Origin of the sequence: Synechococcus sp. CC9311 (assembly GCF_000014585.1) — a bacterium.
GTDB lineage: Bacteria > Cyanobacteriota > Cyanobacteriia > PCC-6307 > Cyanobiaceae > Synechococcus_C.
In genome coordinates this window covers 717,707-735,791 of sequence record NC_008319.1, presented here as the reverse complement: position 1 = coordinate 735,791, position 18,085 = coordinate 717,707, and the positions used below count along the sequence as shown (strand labels likewise).

Annotated in this window: 20 protein-coding genes; 6 read left to right on the top strand and 14 right to left on the bottom strand. The window is 53.9% G+C overall.

Annotated features, from left to right (window positions below; all coding sequences use genetic code 11):
- The first annotated feature begins 95 nt into the window (after nt 1–95).
- Together SYNC_RS03770 and SYNC_RS03765 are read left to right on the top strand one after the other, a co-directional pair.
- Nucleotides 96–1,157 (top strand): thiamine phosphate synthase, encoded by a 1,062-nt coding sequence (locus SYNC_RS03770; RefSeq protein ID WP_041426911.1) that lies wholly within the window; start codon nt 96–98, stop codon nt 1,155–1,157.
- Between the two features lie 696 nt (nt 1,158–1,853).
- Complete coding sequence (locus tag SYNC_RS03765; RefSeq protein WP_041426396.1) at nt 1,854–2,540, top strand: hypothetical protein; 687 nt, start codon at nt 1,854–1,856, stop codon at nt 2,538–2,540.
- Between the two features lie 500 nt (nt 2,541–3,040).
- Here the strand turns inward: SYNC_RS03765 and SYNC_RS14550 are convergent, their stop codons facing one another.
- Both SYNC_RS14550 and SYNC_RS14545 read right to left on the bottom strand, forming a co-directional pair.
- Nucleotides 3,041–3,208, bottom strand: a complete 168-nt coding sequence (locus tag SYNC_RS14550) for a hypothetical protein (protein WP_011618729.1) — start codon at nt 3,206–3,208, stop codon at nt 3,041–3,043.
- A 195-nt stretch (nt 3,209–3,403) separates the two neighbouring features.
- Nucleotides 3,404–3,559 carry a hypothetical protein gene (locus SYNC_RS14545; protein ID WP_011618728.1) on the bottom strand — a complete coding sequence of 52 codons (156 nt, stop codon included), beginning with the start codon at nt 3,557–3,559 and terminating at the stop codon, nt 3,404–3,406.
- 155 nt (nt 3,560–3,714) lie between these two features.
- Here SYNC_RS14545 and thiS point away from each other — a divergent pair, with 155 nt between their 5' ends.
- The 3 genes from thiS (at nt 3,715) to SYNC_RS14160 (ending at nt 5,224) form a co-directional block, all read left to right on the top strand.
- The gene (thiS, locus tag SYNC_RS03760; protein WP_011618727.1) at nt 3,715–3,924 is read left to right on the top strand and encodes a sulfur carrier protein ThiS; all 210 of its coding nucleotides are present in this window, start codon (nt 3,715–3,717) and stop codon (nt 3,922–3,924) included.
- 25 nt (nt 3,925–3,949) lie between these two features.
- Nucleotides 3,950–4,921, top strand: a complete 972-nt coding sequence (locus SYNC_RS03755; RefSeq protein WP_011618726.1) for a DUF1517 domain-containing protein — start codon at nt 3,950–3,952, stop codon at nt 4,919–4,921.
- A 99-nt stretch (nt 4,922–5,020) separates the two neighbouring features.
- Nucleotides 5,021–5,224, top strand: a complete 204-nt coding sequence (locus SYNC_RS14160; RefSeq protein WP_011618725.1) for a hypothetical protein — start codon at nt 5,021–5,023, stop codon at nt 5,222–5,224.
- A gap of 1 nt (nt 5,225) precedes the next feature.
- Here SYNC_RS14160 and larB read toward each other — a convergent pair whose 3' ends face one another.
- The 7 genes from larB to budA all read right to left on the bottom strand — a co-directional run bounded on the left by larB (nt 5,226) and on the right by budA (nt 11,667).
- A complete protein-coding gene (gene larB, locus SYNC_RS03750) occupies nt 5,226–5,891 on the bottom strand; it encodes a nickel pincer cofactor biosynthesis protein LarB (protein ID WP_011618724.1) in 666 nt (221 codons plus the stop codon).
- Nucleotides 5,888–6,313: a TIGR03792 family protein gene (locus SYNC_RS03745; RefSeq protein WP_041426910.1), complete on the bottom strand. Its 426-nt coding sequence runs from the start codon at nt 6,311–6,313 to the stop codon at nt 5,888–5,890. Before SYNC_RS03745 ends, larB begins: the two co-directional genes overlap by 4 nt.
- A gap of 32 nt (nt 6,314–6,345) precedes the next feature.
- A complete protein-coding gene (gene ispF, locus SYNC_RS03740; protein WP_011618722.1) occupies nt 6,346–6,846 on the bottom strand; it encodes a 2-C-methyl-D-erythritol 2,4-cyclodiphosphate synthase in 501 nt (166 codons plus the stop codon).
- Nucleotides 6,847–8,639: 1,793 nt separating this feature from the next.
- On the bottom strand, nt 8,640–9,359 hold the full coding sequence (gene trmD, locus SYNC_RS03730; protein ID WP_011618716.1) for a tRNA (guanosine(37)-N1)-methyltransferase TrmD: 720 nt from the start codon (nt 9,357–9,359) through the stop codon (nt 8,640–8,642).
- A gap of 6 nt (nt 9,360–9,365) precedes the next feature.
- A complete protein-coding gene (locus tag SYNC_RS03725) occupies nt 9,366–9,842 on the bottom strand; it encodes a phycobiliprotein lyase (protein ID WP_011618715.1) in 477 nt (158 codons plus the stop codon).
- Nucleotides 9,843–9,866: 24 nt separating this feature from the next.
- Nucleotides 9,867–10,820, bottom strand: coding sequence for a GTPase Era (era, locus tag SYNC_RS03720; RefSeq protein ID WP_011618714.1), 954 nt, complete (start codon nt 10,818–10,820; stop codon nt 9,867–9,869).
- Between the two features lie 25 nt (nt 10,821–10,845).
- Complete coding sequence (budA, locus tag SYNC_RS03715; protein ID WP_011618713.1) at nt 10,846–11,667, bottom strand: acetolactate decarboxylase; 822 nt, start codon at nt 11,665–11,667, stop codon at nt 10,846–10,848.
- Between the two features lie 167 nt (nt 11,668–11,834).
- On the opposite strand from budA, the gene SYNC_RS03710 reads away from it, so the two are divergent.
- Complete coding sequence (locus tag SYNC_RS03710; RefSeq protein WP_011618712.1) at nt 11,835–12,404, top strand: hypothetical protein; 570 nt, start codon at nt 11,835–11,837, stop codon at nt 12,402–12,404.
- A 157-nt stretch (nt 12,405–12,561) separates the two neighbouring features.
- Here the strand turns inward: SYNC_RS03710 and SYNC_RS03705 are convergent, their stop codons facing one another.
- The 5 genes from SYNC_RS03705 to ffh form a co-directional block, all read right to left on the bottom strand.
- The gene (locus SYNC_RS03705) at nt 12,562–13,983 is read right to left on the bottom strand and encodes a sugar porter family MFS transporter (RefSeq protein WP_041426394.1); all 1,422 of its coding nucleotides are present in this window, start codon (nt 13,981–13,983) and stop codon (nt 12,562–12,564) included.
- Between the two features lie 157 nt (nt 13,984–14,140).
- Nucleotides 14,141–14,881, bottom strand: coding sequence for a Bax inhibitor-1 family protein (locus SYNC_RS03700; protein ID WP_011618710.1), 741 nt, complete (start codon nt 14,879–14,881; stop codon nt 14,141–14,143).
- Nucleotides 14,882–15,040: 159 nt separating this feature from the next.
- Complete coding sequence (locus SYNC_RS03695; RefSeq protein ID WP_011618709.1) at nt 15,041–16,060, bottom strand: PhoH family protein; 1,020 nt, start codon at nt 16,058–16,060, stop codon at nt 15,041–15,043.
- 8 nt (nt 16,061–16,068) lie between these two features.
- Nucleotides 16,069–16,455, bottom strand: a complete 387-nt coding sequence (gene rpsP / locus SYNC_RS03690; protein ID WP_011618708.1) for a 30S ribosomal protein S16 — start codon at nt 16,453–16,455, stop codon at nt 16,069–16,071.
- Between the two features lie 76 nt (nt 16,456–16,531).
- Entirely contained in the window at nt 16,532–18,013 is a 1,482-nt protein-coding gene (ffh, locus tag SYNC_RS03685; RefSeq protein ID WP_011618707.1) for a signal recognition particle protein, read from the bottom strand.
- Between the last annotated feature and the right edge of the window lie 72 nt (nt 18,014–18,085).

Sequence of the window (18,085 nt, the reverse complement as noted above, 5' to 3'; positions counted from 1 at the left end):
AGGAGGATGATCCCCCAAACGAGCACGTGCATGGTGCTCTCGGATCCGCTGTTGTCCATGGCAGCCGGGGAGCATGCGATCCTTCTCAGACTGCCATGGAGCTGATGGTTGTCGAAGCAGACGCCAAGCTGCGAGTGGCGCGGCTAATCGACGCCAACCTGGATCGAGCACGAGAAGGGCTGCGTGTCATTGAGGACTGGTGTCGCTTTGGACTGGATCGGGACGATCTCGTCTTACCACTCAAAGACTGGCGGCAGCGATTGGGGCAACAGCATCACGATCGCTACCGCCGGGCCCGTTCCACCGCAACAGACGTTGCCGCCGGTCTGGGCCATCCCGCTCAAACGAGTCGTTGCTCCGCGCCAGCGATCATCAAAGCCAATGCCAGCCGGGTGCAGGAAGCCCTGCGCGTGTTGGAGGAATTCGGGCGGAATCTCGATCCAGACCTGGCCAGCACCGCAGCTGAGATCCGCTACGGGCTCTATGACCTTGAGGTGCGGATTCTCGAAGCCTGCGGACGACAGCACAGACAGGAACGCCTCGAGGGCGCCAAGCTTTGCCTAATCACGGATCCCGATCGAGACAACAACCTGGAGCGCTTACTGCACGGGGTTGAAGCCGCTCTGATGGCCGGCGTCAGCCTGGTTCAATACCGCCGCAAACAGGGCAATGACAAACAACGCTTACTGGAAGCACAAGCCCTAAAAACACTTTGCAGTCGCTTTGAGGCACTATTCATCGTCAACGACCGCATTGATCTGGCGCTTTTGGTGGATGCCGATGGCGTGCATCTCGGCCAGGACGACCTTCCCCTCTCAGAAGCGAGACAGCTGCTCGGCCCAGAACGCTTGCTCGGACGCAGCACCCACCGCCTCGAGCACCTGCTCGAGGCCCAGCAAGCGGGCGCCGATTATTTGGGCGTTGGCCCCGTCTTCGCCACCAAGACCAAGCGCGATCTCAGCCCGGCCGGCCTGAGCTGGGTGACGGAAGCCAGTCGTCACGCGGCCGTGCCCTGGTTTGCGATCGGTGGCATCGATATTGAAACGATTCCCTCGGTTCGCGCAGCCGGCGCACAACGCGTCGCCGTCGTGAGCGCGATCATGAGTTCCAATGATCCGGAAGAAGCCAGCCGGACCCTGCTCCAAACCCTCGCTTAACCCCCCTTGCTTTGGGGCCATGCCGTTCACTCTTAACTCCTCAACAGGTCGAGGAGCTTCATAACGGAGTACAGAGCTGCTCATGATCTGAAGGACTTGGAGAATCCTGAGAAAGTGAACAAAGAGCAGGAGGCATTAGCTCCTGAAAATCTCCTTGCTGCTTTGAATCATATGGATCGCAGACCAAGAGAACTCCAGAAACAACTTAAGGAGCAGATCAAAGATTTATAGGATCATTTTTTCTTAAATCTCTACCATCATCATCAATCTAAGCAGCAAACACATAGAGAAGGGAAGCAAGCACGAGCCCTACTGTCCATTCTTCTTGCGTTACCAGGAGAATTATCCAAGCCAAGGCTTACCTGTCACTCTTTCATTTGCCTCAACGCTCACGAACATACTCACCCATAACCGCTGAGATATTGCGATTGCTCATAGCCCAAAGCGAATCGACAAACAAATCAATTCACAAAAAGACGCCTGAAACATTTACACAAAATCCACTCATGAGCTCTTCACTAGAAGCTCAGGGAAAGCGTAGAAAGAAAAGAGAGAATACGGGCTATTACTTTGATGTTCTCGTTAAGCGTGTAGACGTCAAAGCAGCTCCACACGAAGCTCCTAAACCTCCCACTAAACCACTTGCGCTTAAGCCTGCTTCTACGCAGACAAATATTGCCCAGCCGGGTCCAATCAATGAACAACGCCAATAGACCTCCTTCGCCTACTCGCTTCCACCGCCCAACCTCGGAGATACAAAAAGGGAAGATTAATCACTACGATCTTCTCTATTCATTTCAAGACAATCCCTTCTGCAAGACACAACTAGATGCCCTTCTACGGGCTCCTGACAAAAAGACAGCCTACGACAAACAACAGCAGAAAAAAGCCCATGCAGAGGCCCTAAGACGACTTACGCAGACCCTTAGGCGTACCTGCTACAGGAGAAGAGATCACCTCTATCTCCAATGCCAATTACATCACAATGGCCACTACTTGCGTCTTCTGAGACTTAAGCGGAATGAGCTGGAGAAGCAGAACAAGTGGGACAAGTTTGTGATGGATGTGATCACATTTCGCATCACACAAGCACATAGATGGATAAATCGCAAACACTCTAAGTGGATGAGCAATGTTATTCACAACAGCAATCCATTCGAGCTGACCCAACACTGGCCTGAGGGCAGCCGCTGCACAATAGACCCCCTTATGTCGCCTTATTGGGTGACACTTAAACCACCACTACCTCCTACAAATATTGAGGTAGAGGCAAGCATTAGGAAGCACCTCAGGAATTACGAGAGCGCTTTAGAAGCTGCTTATTACAAAACCCTAGGCATGACTAAAAACAAATCTACAGCAACCAAAACTGATACCAATTGAATCAGAACAACCACATCCTCAGACCACACGGCTTCCTTCTGCTCATGCTTAGCCAGTGGGTGGAGCAACAACTTCAACCTGAGGTTCCCGGAGAGGAAGAACACAGTGAAGAGGATTCAAGACAACCCTAGCGATTCAACTCTTTTACTTAGGCCTAATCCTTTGAAGGTGGCTTTTACATAACCTTTTTCACAACACATAACAGCCCAAGTGCTTACCAATCAGAGATCGACAATCCCATTCAGACATCTGCGTGAGGACGATCTTTCAGCTACTTTTGCAACTGATAAGTCAATTCCAGACCCACTATCAGTCAAAGCTGCTGAGGCTTAAGCTGAAGCTACCCTGACTGCAATAGATAAAATTGTTACTGAAATGCTTACTAGATGCCCTTCGCAGGGCAAACGCTTCTCATCTAGCCATACAAAGCTTGTGCCTGGAATGCTCTACAAAGGCTCGTTAGTCCTTTTTGCCGTATAGCACCACAGTACTTGCATGATTCATTGAAAGTCGTTCTTTGCTGACTGCAATAACTCCAGCAATTCATGAAGTTCACCGTTGGTGACCATCCAGTCTCCATCCTGATCCTTGGTGACATGGGAAGATTTCAGCATCCATGCATCCTCCAGTTTCAAAAGCGTGAAATGCTTGGAGGTGTGTTCTGCCATTTAATCGTTTTAGCTGAGTCACTTTATCAAGCTTTAGGATTTTGGCCAAATCACCTGAGGGCATCTCGCCATAGCGCAGGCCCTAACCACCTCACCTAGCCCACCTCCAGCTGAAACATAGGCCCTTCGCTCCTTAATGCTGATCGACCCAGAGTGGCTACAATTGATGATGCCAGCGGGTTGGCATTCTCTCCACTATTTAACAGACAGTGCAGAGTTAAATGCTTGGGAATGGATGACATGCACGTCTTCACTGACAGCCATGGAGACAACCAAAGGAACACGGCGCCCGAGAACCCATTCCACAACTGAAGCAACGGTGGCGCAATGCCACCCTCCATGAGATGCCATGTCTAATTGCCACTTCACTACCAGCTGAACTCCTTGCTATGCCATCGGAGCAGGACCTACCGACTATTAACAAATCGGAAGGGGGCATAGATCAAGGGCATAGGGTTCAGTCAAAGCATCACCAGAAACCCAGTAGAAGCAAGGAGTTGAAGTAGATGGCTCATTACACGGTGAACGGCGAACGGCGCAGCCTTGACCCATCAGCAGCAAGGCTGGATCAAGTGATCCAGCAACTTGGCCATCACCCACGGCTGGTTGTTGTGGAATACAACGGCTTAATCCTGACGCCAGAACTCTGGGAAGCCCAGCAGGTTCAAGACGGTGACAACCTCGAGATCGTCACCATCGTGGGCGGTGGTTCCTAGAGTTATTGGAGTGTGATATGCCGTCTTGGCCTCCTCCAAACTCCGCCCCCAGGCTGCTCAAATCAGACGCTGGCTCTCGGGATTGCTGGTGCCAGCCCTTGTTGTTGCCCTCCTGGTAATTAGCCCCCAACCCAGTGAAGCCGCTCGCGGCGGTCGGATCGGGGGAGGTAGCTTCCGCGCCCCGTCCATGCCAAGAAGCGGGGGATATGGACGTAGTTACGGAGGTGGTGGATACGGACGGGGATATGGACGCGGAGGCGGAATGGGCTTTCCGTTCATCATCCCGATCTTTGGATTTGGCGGAGGCGGCCTGTTTGGCTTTTTAGTGCTCGCGGCAATCGTGGGTGTGTTAGTCAATGCCGTGCGTAATGGCAGTGGTGGCGGATCCCCTGCAATCGGCGGTGGTTATCCAGCCCCCAGGGAGCTGTCCACCGGACCCGTGTCGATGCTGCAGATGCAGATCGGACTGCTCGCAAGTGCCAAGTCATTGCAAACCGATTTGCGTCAGCTCGCCGCATCCGCTGACACCAGCTCATCGTCTGGTTTGCAACGGGTATTGCAGGAAACAACCCTCGCCCTACTAAGGCAGCCGGAACTTTGGGTGTACGCCAATGTTGAATCAGGAAGCGTTCCCTTCAACGCGTCTGAATCGACATTCAACCGCCTATCGATGACAGAACGCAGCAAGCTGCGCGCTGAAATCACCACCAATGTGGGCGGTGTGCGCAACAACAACGAAGCGGAATCGAGCAGCAGCGGAGAGGCGGATGCCACCAACGAATTCATCGTGGTCACAGTGCTCGTAGCTAGCCGTCAAAGCGTGAAGCTCAAGCAAGTCAACAGTGGCGAAGACCTGCGCGAAACGCTGCGGATTCTTGGCTCCACATCCTCTTCAGACCTGATGGCTCTCGAGGTTATTTGGCAACCTGATGGAAGTGGCGACGTACTCAGCGCCGATGAGCTGGTGATGGCTTATCCAAACCTCCAGCATCTCTGAATGCTGATTTAAGAAAATCTTCCGCCAAATTCACGACATCAAACAAGCCGTCAGGGTTTCAACTCAATAGGTTTAAATCCCTACTTCCCGAGTTGAGTCTTGACCTCCACTGCTCCACGCTTAGACCCCAGAGCCATGCAGTGGCAGACGAATGGCGAGCTTGATCAAGGCGACCTCATCGAGCTGGTTTGCCATCTCCGCAATGTGGAATGCGACCAGCACAGTGATGAGCTTTCACGCTTAGGCAAAAAGCACACTGGGGAGTCCCAAACTGAGATCAGGGCGCAAAAGCAGGCCAGCTGAGTCAGGTGCGTCGTTGCAGAATTCGCAAGGCAGCCATGGCTGCTCCGTAACCGTTATCAATATTGACCACAGCCAGGCCTGGAGCACAGCTCGCAAGCATTCCATCAAGTGCCGCCCGTCCACCAGCACTAACGCCATAACCCACCGACACCGGCACTCCGATCACCGGTTGGGGCAACAGACCAGCGAGCACAGTTGGCAGGGCTCCTTCCATGCCCGCGCAAGCAATCAGAACCGACGACTGCTGAAGTTTCGGTAATTGATCCAAGAGTCGATGCAACCCGGCAACCCCCACATCCAGCAGCAGGCCTGCATCAATGCCGTGCCAATGCAGGGCCAGTTGCGCTTCTGCAGCTACGGGGAGATCGCTAGTGCCGCCACTGAGCACCGTCACCGTCCCAAGCTCCGGTCGCAATGTCGGCGGGGCTCCCGACGTTAAACATCGGGCCCGGGCCTCAAAACGCACAAGCTCGGTATTGCAGCGCTGGAGAACGGCCTGAGCCTTCGTCTCATCCACACGCGTAACAAGAGCTGGCTGATCCCTGACCGCAAAGGCTTCAAGAATGGCCACGATCTGATCCACCGATTTATGCAGACCCCAGATCGCTTCGCTGATGCCGAGACGATCGTTCCGCTGCCAGTCGAGACGGATGTCGTCGCTACTCATGGGGGCAAAAGCTCTCCTTCAAAGACGAGCGGGAACGGATTGTCCATCACCTGAGGAAGCGCCATGGCGTTACGAGCGAGCTGCTCAAAGCGGGCCTGAACCTCTTCCACCTGTTCACTGGGGATCGCTTTCCAAGCCTGTCGACTCGACCACCGAATCAAAAGTGTGCCCTCTTCTGTTTCGGGGTCCCAAAGCAGATCGCGACCCAGAAATCCAGATTGTTGAGCCAACCAAGGCTCCCAGCTACCTCGTTCCGCTTCCAGCCACGCCTCCCGTCCTTGCGCGGGCACCGAGATGCGTAGATGCTCAATCACAGCAACGTCGTATCCACCGTCTGGATCTGCAAACGCAGCGAAACGAACATCGGCTGATTGAACCATCAGCACCAAAGCAACACTGATCAGGGTGGCGACCCTAATCATCAACGGCTGGAATCGCGGCAGGAGGCTTTGCATCAAAGTGCCTGCAAAAGGGCGACGGCCTGACATGAGATCCCCTCTTCCCGACCTTCAGGGCCCAACTGTTCATTGGTGGTGGCTTTGACACCCACTTGATCTGGAGCAACACCAATCCTGAGGGCGATGGCCGATCGCATCGCCTCAATGTGGGGCTTGAGCTTGGGCCGCTCAGCGATCAACACCGCATCCACATTGACCACGCCCCAGCCGCGTGCCTTTACCAAAGCCACGACCTGCTCTAACAGCACAAGACTGTCGGCTCCTTTCCATTGCGGATCACTGGGGGGGAAATATTTGCCGATGTCACCAAGAGACAACGCCCCCAAGAGAGCGTCCATGATCGCGTGCACCAACACATCAGCATCGCTGTGACCATCGAGACCTAGTCCTGCTGGATGCTCCAACAGCTGACCACCAAGAATCAGTGGCCTGTCCGGTACTAACCGGTGGACGTCATAGCCGTTGCCGATTCGAAGGGACGGAACCGAAGAGGTCATCAAGGGGTGGGGAGCAGGCCGAACGATCTCACTCACCTGTCTCAACAACTGGTGATTGATTCATCGAGAAGTGATTTTAAGGGCAACAGCAACACCAGAAGCGATGACATGCTCCTGCCGAGCGCCACTCAGAACGCATGACCCTACAGATCGCAAGAGCAACACAATCGCAACCCATTTCACCCTAAAGACTCAAGAAAAACGCAAAATCAAGCCCCTTACCGCAAACAAAGCAGAGCAAACTAGAGGAGCAGCTTAAGCGATAAGACGCCATTAAAAACGAACAATCACCCCAGAACTAAAACATTGACAAGAACAAGCCAATAGCCCTTCAATATTTTCATAAAAGAAAGCGATAATCCATCACAAGGCATCACTCAAATAGCCAAAAAATCATCAAAAACAAACAAGGACGATCATTAAAACAATGATTCCTCAAAAGAAACGTCAACATGCCTCTTTGCAAACATCGTCATCTCTCATCGAAAACACATCAGTGGCCGCAAAGGCCTGAAAATAAAAATGTTCAAAGGACTAGGGATTTAGTCCTTTGCAATCCGGTTAGGCCGAGGAATGACGATTCACTCCTCTATCTCCTCCGGAGCCTGTGATGAACTAACGGGAGATCACCATGCCACCTGGCAACCCGCCTCCGCTCAGCGTTTGGATCGCCTGCCTCTCGATTGGAGTAGGTCTGGGCGGAACCCTAATGCAGATCCTCATGACATTTTGAACTGTATCCATTGAAAGCTGAACAACAAACATCAAGCCAAATAAATGTCTGCTGAAAATCGAGCCGGCACGATCAGGACGATGTAATTCATAGTTCAAAATGGAATACCCTTGAATCACCATTCCGTCTTGATGGCAAGACCCATATAAAGCGCATGGAACAGATGGTCTAGACGTTGCCGGCAATCACCATATTTAAGTATTTAAACAAGAAGATTGCGCAATATCTCATCATCAAAGCTCAAACCCATAACGAGCCTGATCAGAGAGCAAGCTTGATTCAGCTGTTGCGTTTCTGAAGATTCGATCCCCGAAGATCATCCAAACCGCTCTTGACAGCGATCTGAGCAGGAAGACCACGAATCAACGACTCCTCTATCTTTGAAACATTCCCATCACTTAAGGCAATTAATGTTGCAATCTCAAATAACACACCAATCTTTTAATTCGCCACTCTGCTTTCAGTCATCATTGAAACCCAAGAGCTCTTCTTTCAAAGCCAATAGTAAGAGGCCTGTTCATGCCATCCACGTCAGAACTGCTGAGCACTAACGACAACAAAGCCCCATAAGGAGAGGCCGCCTCTCCCAGATGGAAAAGACGGCCTAGCTCGCTCGTTTATTCATATCGCAAACCATTAATCAGTGAATCTGTATCGCGGAAGACTGAACCTCGTATCGAAAACAGTGAACTGAAAGATTGGCGCGAAGCGACTGTCTGCAGGATCACCTGGGGCCGGGGCTCTAGGTGTGGGGTCGTGTTCTCCGTAGGGCACCTAGGACGGTGCAGATGGAGTATCGATTGGCGTGGCGCGCAAGGCATTGCCTACCAAAGGAACAACCCACGTCTTGTTGAGACTGTTGGAGCAGGGACCTGAAGTCAGCTTGCTTCTGCTGATAACTCAGGTGGAGTGTCGTCTGTCAAAGCGCCTCCGATCTCGATGTCCATAGTTTGCGTCAGCGGAGCACACTTGCCATCGGTGTAAAGGCGCATTGCCTTCACAGCAAAAACCACTGAAACTAGGAATGGCGTGCCTCATCAGCCATACCCCTGAATCAAAGCTAGGGAGCGGGGGGGGTTGGATTTTGGATCTGCTGCCAACGGTTCCATAAATCTGGCCGACGCTCCTGGGTGCGCTGCTCACGCTGCTGCTGACGCCAAAGAGCTACGGCGCCATGATCCCCGCTTCGCAGTACATCGGGAACTGTCATGCCACGGAAATCCGCCGGGCGGGTGTAATGCGAATGCTCAAGCAACAGATCGCTATGACTTTCTTCCACTAAGGATTCCGGCGTGCCCACCGTGCCCGGCAACAACCGCACGACTCCATTGATGATCGTCATGGCCGGAAGTTCACCGCCAGTGAGCACGAAGTCCCCCATGGACACCTCCTCATCAGCCAAGGAGCGGATGCGTTCATCAAAGCCTTCGTAATGCCCGCACAAAAACACCAACTGGTCGTAATCCTGCGACCAGCGTTGTAAGTCAACCTGCCGCAGGGGTTGTCCTTGCGGCGACATCAACAGCACACGCCGCCGTGAGCAAACCGGTACCGACTCAAAAGCGGCAAATACCGGTTCCGGCTTGAGCACCATGCCAGCCCCGCCCCCGTAGGGCACATCGTCCACCTTGCGATGACGGTCGATGGCGTGATCGCGAGGGTTGTGGAGGTGCAACTCAGCAATCTTGGCCCCAAAGGCACGACCGATCACCCCAACCTCAGGCAATGGCGCAAAGGCCTGCGGCGCCAAGCTGATCACATCGAGGCGATAGGGAGCCATCAAATATCAGCTCTGCGGACGACTAACGCGTCGGATCTCCGAGCAGAAACTGCCCTGCTTGGGCTTTCCATCGCCACCAACCGCCGTAGTGCTGCGTAGACGCAGGTTGGGTTTGGTGAACCAAATACGTTCCAGCACCTGGTCGCCGTTATTGGCTGTCAATTGAATCTCAAGGATGGCATCAGGAAGCAGCTGCCAACGCCCGCTGTGCTCCTTGCCGGATGCATGGATCGCGACACAGCCATCAGCTTGAAACGCCAGGGTGCTCTTACCACCCTCCGCGGGAGTCACGTCCAAACAGGGCACACCAGCAACAACGGAAGCCGACACCTCAACCTCGCCCCGCTCACTGCTATGCCATTCCTGCTCTGATGCATGGATCAGGAAGCGGCTTCGCAAGCTCATCCAACGGCCCACGCAGAGGGCAAGAAAACCGTCGAGATCTGACGGTGGGAACGGAGTTTGATCGCTCATGTCTTGCATCTTCGCAGGCCCAGCAACCTGTGCTTAATCACCCACGTACCCCAACTCCGCGAGCCTGGCCGGCTTACTTCGCCAATCGGGAACCACCTTCACGAACAGTTCGAGATACACCGGACCATCGATCAAGGTCTGCATCTGCAGACGCGCGCCCTGACCAATCGTTTTGAGCATGGCCCCGCCTTTGCCAATCAAAATCCCCTTCTGGCTTTTGCGCTCCACCAACACCGTGGCCAACACGGCCGTACGCCCATTGCCCTTGCCCTTCGCGGGTATCTCCTCAATGCGATCAATGCTCACCGCAACGCTGTGGGGCACCTCTTCGCGCGTATTGAGCAACACCTGTTCACGGATGAGTTCTCCCATCAGCAAGCGTTCGGGCTGATCGCTCACCATGTCCGATGGATACAGCTGAGGGCCCTCGGGCATCAAAGAACTAATCGCCTTCACTAACTCAGGGCAACCATCACCGCTCAGGGCACTACAGCGATGAACCGGCCAATCGGTCTCACTGAGCAGCTCTCGGTAGGCCGCATCGGCCGCATCCTTCTGCTCCAAAGGAACCAGATCCCACTTGTTGAGCAGCACCTGCACCGGCAAGGATTGCTGTCGCAGCAATTGCACGATGAAGGCATCACCCCGTCCTGGGGCCTCGCATCCCTCCAGCAAAAGCAGCACTTGATCCACCTCCCCAATCGCTGATCGAGCAGTACGCACCAGCCGCTCACCCAACAAGTGATGGGGTTTATGAATGCCGGGCGTATCCACCAGGATCAGCTGGGCTTCATCGGTGGTGAGGATCGCGCGCAGCCGATTGCGGGTGGTTTGGGCCACAGGCGAAGTGATCGCAATCTTGTCACCGATAAGCTGATTCACTAGCGTGGATTTCCCCACATTGGGGCGGCCGATCAGCGCAACAAACCCAGAGCGAAATTCCTTGGATTTATCGCTGGTGAACGAACCAGAAAGAGACTCAACCATCCTTTAAGTCTGCGCTGTCACCGACTCAGTCCTGGGGTTTGGTTTCCGCCCTATGGAGTTGCTCGCTGATGTCATGGGATAGATCAGCCTCAATAAACTGCTTGGTTTCTGGAAGAGCCAGCCTGAGATTCGATTGAAAGTCCAGTTCAATCTCCAAAGAATCCGCTTTGAGATCCAGGACATGACCTCCGCTGCTGTGATCGTCCGAAAGAAAGTGAAAGTGATAACCAGGGATGTTCAAGCTGGTGGTGTGCGCAGGGCTCCAAAACCCCACCAAGGTTCCAGACACCTTCTCGATGCAAACCATGGCTTGCTTGCTGGAAGCCTCTAGCAAGCCCACACCCTCGGGCACCCTCGACACCGTTCGCATCTCCACCTGTTCAAACACCCCTTTGATTTGGATCGCCACGAACAAGTTGGCTCCGGGCCGAAACGGGTCGATTCGCGCGCCAAGATCCTCAACGCTGCCTATGTCAATCACGCTCATCTGACGTTCAGCCTGGAAATGGGTGGCAACCCAAAAAGGAATGGCCTCATCAGGCGGCGCCTTGATCAGGCTGCCATCTGCCCTCGCCTGCCAACAGACCCCATCAAGAAGAATCCCTTCACCATCAAGTTGTTCAAAGGTGCCAAGACCAAAGTCGCCATGGTCGATCAGGTCTTTCACCTGAAGAGCACCACCAAAAACCCCTTCCACTACGGCGGTGGAGGTGGAGAGCTGCCAAAGGGTGTGATGGTCGAGGTCGAGGTAATCCGCCAATGCTTTGCGCACCACGGCGCCACGTGTCTCACCGCTTTGCTGGCAATGACGCAGTAAGGCCTGCCAATGTCCCGTTGGCAGCTTCACATGGAGATCATGAGCTTGTTGAGCTTCCACACATCGCCAGCTGGTTGTCCCTACTTTGGCGATGCTTGCATCAAGAAAAGGGTGTCTCAAACAAGTGTTGAGAAAGACGCAGCCAAACCCTGTCTACCTAATCTGCTGAGAGACCTAACCCCCGTACTCCAAGCCTCATGACAGATCAGGACTCAACTGTTCCGTCAGAAAACGAGCCGCCAATTTCGGAATCCGTGCAAACGCCTACGTTTCAACAGGCGATGGAAATCGCCGCTGTCTGGCTCCAGCAATGGGATCAAGAAGAAATCAGTGATGAAGTGATCGCCGATCGAGTCGGGGAGCTTCTGGAGAGTCGCGATGGAGCGAGGGGCTTTTTTGTGATCAGCCTGGCTGGCAACAGTGCCCTGATGGATCGATTGCCTGAAGCTCTGGTGGGCAAACTTCGTTCCTGTGGAGAAGGAGTTGTGGACCTCACCGTTCGCAATCTTGCAATGAGCGCAGCGATGGTGGTGCACCATCGTCAGCAATCCGATGACAAGCAAGCGGCAGGTTCAGAGCGAGTGAATCTGCGCTGCACCGAGTTGCTGCGCCAACTCGAACCCCACAGCGTTAAAGCACGTTTAGAAACCTTATTGGCAGCAGTAAGCAACAATCAAGGCAGCGATGTGGCCTTTCTAGATCGCTGGGGATACGACGTAAACCAGAAGACAGCGATTGCACGGTCGATTGAATCGATCCCAGATTAGTTCGCATCTTTAAAGTTTTAGCCTCTTCCTCCCACAACAGAAAAGCCGAAATGTTAGTGAAAACAGAGCAGTGCCTACACAGCAACTAAAAATGATGTGCCACAACGCTTAAAACCACACAAAACCAACTGAAGCCTTATCTAAACGACTGAACCCGTCAGACCATATCCTCAAGTTCTAGCCCCTTGGTTTCCCGGACCATGAATAGAACAAAGAAAAATGAAATCGCAGCAGCCGTGGCATAAAGGGCATAGGCAAAGGACGGTCCTGAGGTCTCAAGGAAGACAGGGAACGTGGTTGAGATCACAAAATTAGCAAGCCAATTCACGGTGGCAGACAACCCCAAGGCGAGGGCACGAATGCGGTTATTGAACATCTCTCCCAACAGAACCCACATCACCGGTCCCCAAGAGAAGCCAAAAGCAAATACAAAAACGTTGGCTGACATCAAGGCCACCCATGAGGAAGCACCTGCAAGCACAGGTGCTCCATTCACGATGGGAGCTCCGGCAAAGGCCCAACTCATTAGCCCCAAACTGATCGTGATCACAACAGAACCGATCAGCAGCAAAGGACGCCGCCCCAATCGATCAATCGTAAGGATCGCCAGGATTGTCGTTACAACATTCGTGACCGAAGTAACAACAGTAATAACCAAGCTGTCCGTAGTACTGAAACCAACGGACTCCCATAATGAGCTTGAATAATAAAAGATGACATTAATACCCACAAACTGCTGAAATATCGCTAGCAATATCCCTGTCCAAACAATAGGCAAAAGCAATGATCGCCTTGAAAAAAGGTCAGCAATTGAGCTCCCTTTATGGTTGCCAAGACTGAATTGAATCCGATCAATCACCGGTTGCGTCGGCTCGCCAAGGGTTTGGCAGATCACAAGACGAGCCTGCTCAATCCGACCTTTTTGAACCAGATAACGAGGACTTTCTGGTATTCGCAACACCATCGCTCCATAAATCACAGCAGGAACCAGCTCAGACATCAACATCCATCTCCATGCCGCCATCGGCCCCAAAGCCGACAAGGAGGTTTGATCTGGGGTGGAAAGAACCAATAAATAGTCACTTAAAAGCGCAATAAAAATCCCCAGAACAATGGCCAATTGCAGCAAAGACCCCGTGCGGCCACGCATCTCCGATGGTGAGATTTCTGCGATATAGGCAGGCGCAAGCACACTGGCAAAACCCACCGCCACACCCCCAATCACGCGCCAGATCACCAGATCAATCAAGTGGGGCGCCAATGCAGAGCCCAGTGCACTCACAACAAACAAAATCGCCGCAAGCCACATGCTTCGGCGACGTCCAATCCCATCAGCAAGCCAACCAGCGCCCAAGGCACCAGCTGCAGACCCCAACAGTGCTGATGACACCGCAAGTCCGAGATTCACTGCAGACGCATTGAATGTGGATTGAATAGCAGACACAGCCCCATTGATGACGGCCGTGTCATAACCAAATAGAAAACCGCCTAAGGCGGCGGAAATTGCTATTCGCAGAATGAATTGAACCCGTCGATTCCCCTGTTCATTCCCCATTAGCTCTGCACTCTTCTTGGGCATGAATGATCTTGCCAACCTCGAAGTCTCAATAGAGCAAAGCGACGTTCAATCCGCCTTAATTCCTTACAGGTCGACACACACTGTCCATAAAAAATCCCGGACTATGCCGGGATTGAAACAACGACTTGAGATTGAGCTTGCCTCATCATCAATCAAATCAGTCGCGACGACCACCACCCTGAAGCGCAATGATCAGGCGCAAAATGAAGATGAACAGATTGATATAGGTGAGATACATTCCCAACGCACCTGCGAGATATTGATCATCGCGGTAGGTACGGGGCATCGTGTAAAAGTCCACGAAGGCCATGCCTACAAACAACACCGTGCCGAAACCGGCAATCATCAATTCAAACGTGCCTACAGCAAAGACACCTGGAGCGAAGAAGCTGCCGATTAATTGCACCACCATGGCAATAATCAGACCGATGAGGCCAAGCCCCACCACACCCGATAAAGCCTGTCCAACGCTATCGCTCATCCTTCTGCCAACCACGGAGGCGATCGCAAAGGTGAGGCCGGTCGCGAGCGTGGCAATGCCAATCGAAGCGGCACCAGCCACAGCGACGGCTTGAAGAACTAAGCCTGTGAGGGTAAACCCCGTGAGCAAACTGAAGGTGGCAAGAAGGGGGAGAGCCGTGCCGTTATTACCTTTTTTGGCCGCGTTTTGAGCGACAAAAAACAGAATGAACCAAGGGATTATCGCAACGAACGACAGAGTTTGGAACGTCTGTCCCCCCAGGGAGGCCAGGGTAGAGATACCTCCTAGAACACCTGCGGCAGTGAGCACCATGCCACCGCCCACATAGGGCAGTGCTTTATTGACAACATTGGGGCCCACAAGAGCACTTGATTGTGCCTCCCGGATGGCCTCTTGAAAATTACTGCTGGCTGGCATGCCTTTCACTGAAGACTGCTCATATTTTGCCAGCGATGACAGGGAATGGACTACAGCAGAAGTGTGGATCCCCCTATCGATTCAAATCAGCAGGCGAACCGTTCAAGACCACGACCCCATCCACGAGCAGGTGGCAAAAATACAGTTGCTGATCCCTATTCAGGCACCCCTGAGCCGGCTCGTACCAGCTGCTGTTTGTGGATCAGATTGTTGTTCATCAAAGCTGGCATAGGCCTCCACCACGCGTTGCACCAATGGATGGCGTACCACGTCAGCCGCGGTGAGATGACAGACAGCAACCCCGGCGACCCCATCCATCACCTGTGCCGCTTCCACCAAACCACTCAACTGGCCAGGTGGTAAATCCTGCTGAGTGATGTCACCGGTGACAACCATGCGTGAACGCTCTCCTAAACGCGTGAGCACCATGCGCATCTGAGCTGGCGTGGTGTTTTGAGCCTCATCAAGAATCACAAACGCGCCAGCCAGGGTGCGACCCCGCATATAGGCCAGTGGGGCCACTTCAATCACACCCCTCTCGAGTAGAGATGTGGTTTTTTCAGGGCCAAGCAAAGCATGCAGGGAGTCGTACAGGGGCCTGAGATAGGGATCAATTTTTTGCTGCAAATCACCCGGAAGAAAGCCAAGACGCTCGCCAGCCTCAACCGCTGGCCGCGTGAGAATTAAGCGATCAACCTTTCGCTCCGTGAGCATGCGTACGGCTAACACGGCTGCGAGAAATGTTTTTCCGGTACCGGCGGGACCGAGTGCAAAGGTGAGGTCATGGCGCTCCATCGCATCCACGTACTTCTTCTGACGCAAAGTGCGGGGACGCAGAAGGTTGCCCTTTTGGTTGCGGGCGAGCACATGATCGCCCAGGGCGACGTGATCCTCACCTTGGCCAGTATTTAAGGCACCCAACGCTGATTGCAGATCAACCTGAGACACCGCTTGGCCGTCCTGCCAGATCGGCCGAACCAACTCAACCACGGCTGCGGCGCGTTCGATCTGGACAAGACTGCCGGACATCTCAAGCTGAAGACCCCGCATCACAAGGGAAGCACCGGTGAGGGCCTCCAGTTGATGCAGGGTCTGTTCTGCCGATCCTGCTAATGCAAGAGCGGCTTCAGCATGGGGGAGATCAAGGGCGAAGCGACCTGTTGCGGCAGCTTCGGGCATGGCTTTGATCAGCTTTCGGTGGAGTCAGTGCCTGAATCGTCAGATTCATTAGCTGCTGCTGCCTTGGCTTCTGCTGCATCTTTTGCCGCTTGCTTCACTGCCGCTTCACGGGCAGCAGCCTGCTTCAACTTGCCAATGGTCTCAGCAGGTCGCACAGTCTTTTCGAGCAGCCCGCCCTTCTCGAGCAGGAAGCGAACAGCATCAGTGGGCTGTGCACCCTGACTAAGGCGCACACGCAGTGCTTCTGCGTCGAGACGGGTTTCCTTGGTGCGTGGATTATAAAAACCCAGCTCCTGCAGGGGACGGCCATCTCGGCGCGACGTGCTGTTGCAGGCCACGAGGCGGAAACTCGCTTCCCGCTTCTTACCGAACCGCTTCAGGCGGAGCTTGATCATCGTGGCGCTTGCTTAAAGGTGGAATTCAGCGCAACAAAAACGTTGCACTAAGCGACCAACCTACCGTGCCGCGGACTCAAAGCTGACCAAAACCCTTCTTCTTTTTGTAAGGACGCTGACGGCGGGGAGCCGCTCCAGGCTGCCCAGCAGGCATTCCACCCCCCATTCCAGGCATCCCGGGCATCCCGGGCATTCCGGGCATCCCACCACCCATGCCGGGGAAACCACCTCCACCCATGCCAGGCATTCCGGGCATTCCGCCACCTTTGGTCATCTGCTGCATAAACCCACGCATCTTTTGAAAATCAGCGAGCACTTTGTCAACATCAGCCGCTTGATAGCCGCACCCGGAGGCAATCCTCCGGCGCCTCGAGGGCTGAGCCGCCAGCAATTCGGGCTGTGTGCGTTCCGCCGCCGTCATCGAACCGATCATCGCTTCGATTTTCTTTAACTGCTGCTCTCCCTGCTTGAGCATGCCGTCGTCGATTTTGTTCATCCCAGGGATCATTTTCATGAGCCCCCCTAGAGATCCCATGCGTTTGATCAAGCGCATTTGCTGAAGGAAGTCAGAAAAATCAAACGACGCCTCCTGCAGCTTTTTCTGCATTTTTTCAACGTCAGCGAGTTCAACCTCTTTCTGCGCCTTCTCCACCAACGTGAGCACATCGCCCATCCCGAGGATGCGACTCGCCATCCGCTCAGGATGGAAAGGCTGGAGAGCCTCAACTTTTTCGCCCGTACCGATGAATTTGATCGGCTGACCGCTCACCTTGCGAATCGACAGCGCCGCACCACCGCGGGAATCGCCATCGAGTTTGGTGAGCACAGCTCCGGTGATCCCCACCTGATCGTGAAAAGCGCGGGTGAGCTCGGCCGCCTCCTGGCCAATCATCGAATCCACCACCAACAGCACCTCATCGGGCTGCACGGCGCTGCGAATACGGACCATCTCCTCCATCATCTCGGAGTCGATTTGCAGACGGCCAGCGGTATCAACCAACAGAGTGTCGTACCCCTCCTCTTTCGCCTTCGCCAAACCGGCCGCTGCGATGTCTTCAGGCTTGGCCTCGATCCCGAGACTGAACACATCCACACCGATCTGACCGCCGAGAGTCTTTAACTGCTCAATCGCCGCAGGGCGGTACACATCCGCCCCCACCATCAAGGCCTTGCGTCCCTGATCCTTTAAGTGAAGCCCCAACTTGGCCGTCGCCGTGGTTTTGCCTGCCCCCTGCAAACCAGCCATCAACACCACCGTGGGTGCTTGATCGGCCTGCGCGAGAGGGGCATTGCCGCCGCCCATTACGTCGACCAGCTGCTCATGCACAACCTGAATGAACTTCTGATCAGGCGTTACACCACGAACAACCTCAGCACCAACAGCTTTCTCCCGGACTTCGGAGACAAAATCCTTGACCACCGGCAGACTCACGTCCGCTTCGAGAAGCGCCCGCCGGACCTCCTTGAGTGCCCCCTCCACATTCGTATCGGAGATCGTGTCCTGGCCTCTCAGCCCTTTGACGGCATCTTCAAAACGGGCTGAAAGCTCGTCAAACATGGAGGAAGTCCGCGCAGCACTTCATCCAACTGTAAAAGTCCTGCCCCTTTTTTGAACTAATGGGTCGATCCA

Excerpts from the sequence above, each read along its gene's own strand:
- SYNC_RS03770 (WP_041426911.1), top strand. The coding sequence starts at position 96 with ATGGAGCTGATGGTTGTCGAAGCAGACGCCAAGCTGCGAGTGGCGCGG.
- SYNC_RS03765 (WP_041426396.1), top strand. The coding sequence starts at position 1,854 with ATGAACAACGCCAATAGACCTCCTTCGCCTACTCGCTTCCACCGCCCA.
- SYNC_RS14550 (WP_011618729.1), bottom strand. The coding sequence starts at position 3,208 with ATGGCAGAACACACCTCCAAGCATTTCACGCTTTTGAAACTGGAGGAT.
- SYNC_RS14545 (WP_011618728.1), bottom strand. The coding sequence starts at position 3,559 with ATGGCATCTCATGGAGGGTGGCATTGCGCCACCGTTGCTTCAGTTGTG.
- thiS (WP_011618727.1), top strand. The coding sequence starts at position 3,715 with ATGGCTCATTACACGGTGAACGGCGAACGGCGCAGCCTTGACCCATCA.
- larB (WP_011618724.1), bottom strand. The coding sequence starts at position 5,891 with ATGAGTAGCGACGACATCCGTCTCGACTGGCAGCGGAACGATCGTCTC.
- SYNC_RS03745 (WP_041426910.1), bottom strand. The coding sequence starts at position 6,313 with ATGATTAGGGTCGCCACCCTGATCAGTGTTGCTTTGGTGCTGATGGTT.
- ispF (WP_011618722.1), bottom strand. The coding sequence starts at position 6,846 with ATGACCTCTTCGGTTCCGTCCCTTCGAATCGGCAACGGCTATGACGTC.
- trmD (WP_011618716.1), bottom strand. The coding sequence starts at position 9,359 with ATGGCTCCCTATCGCCTCGATGTGATCAGCTTGGCGCCGCAGGCCTTT.
- SYNC_RS03725 (WP_011618715.1), bottom strand. The coding sequence starts at position 9,842 with ATGCAAGACATGAGCGATCAAACTCCGTTCCCACCGTCAGATCTCGAC.
- era (WP_011618714.1), bottom strand. The coding sequence starts at position 10,820 with ATGGTTGAGTCTCTTTCTGGTTCGTTCACCAGCGATAAATCCAAGGAA.
- SYNC_RS03710 (WP_011618712.1), top strand. The coding sequence starts at position 11,835 with ATGACAGATCAGGACTCAACTGTTCCGTCAGAAAACGAGCCGCCAATT.
- SYNC_RS03705 (WP_041426394.1), bottom strand. The coding sequence starts at position 13,983 with ATGCCCAAGAAGAGTGCAGAGCTAATGGGGAATGAACAGGGGAATCGA.
- SYNC_RS03700 (WP_011618710.1), bottom strand. The coding sequence starts at position 14,881 with ATGCCAGCCAGCAGTAATTTTCAAGAGGCCATCCGGGAGGCACAATCA.
- SYNC_RS03695 (WP_011618709.1), bottom strand. The coding sequence starts at position 16,060 with ATGCCCGAAGCTGCCGCAACAGGTCGCTTCGCCCTTGATCTCCCCCAT.
- rpsP (WP_011618708.1), bottom strand. The coding sequence starts at position 16,455 with ATGATCAAGCTCCGCCTGAAGCGGTTCGGTAAGAAGCGGGAAGCGAGT.
- ffh (WP_011618707.1), bottom strand. The coding sequence starts at position 18,013 with ATGTTTGACGAGCTTTCAGCCCGTTTTGAAGATGCCGTCAAAGGGCTG.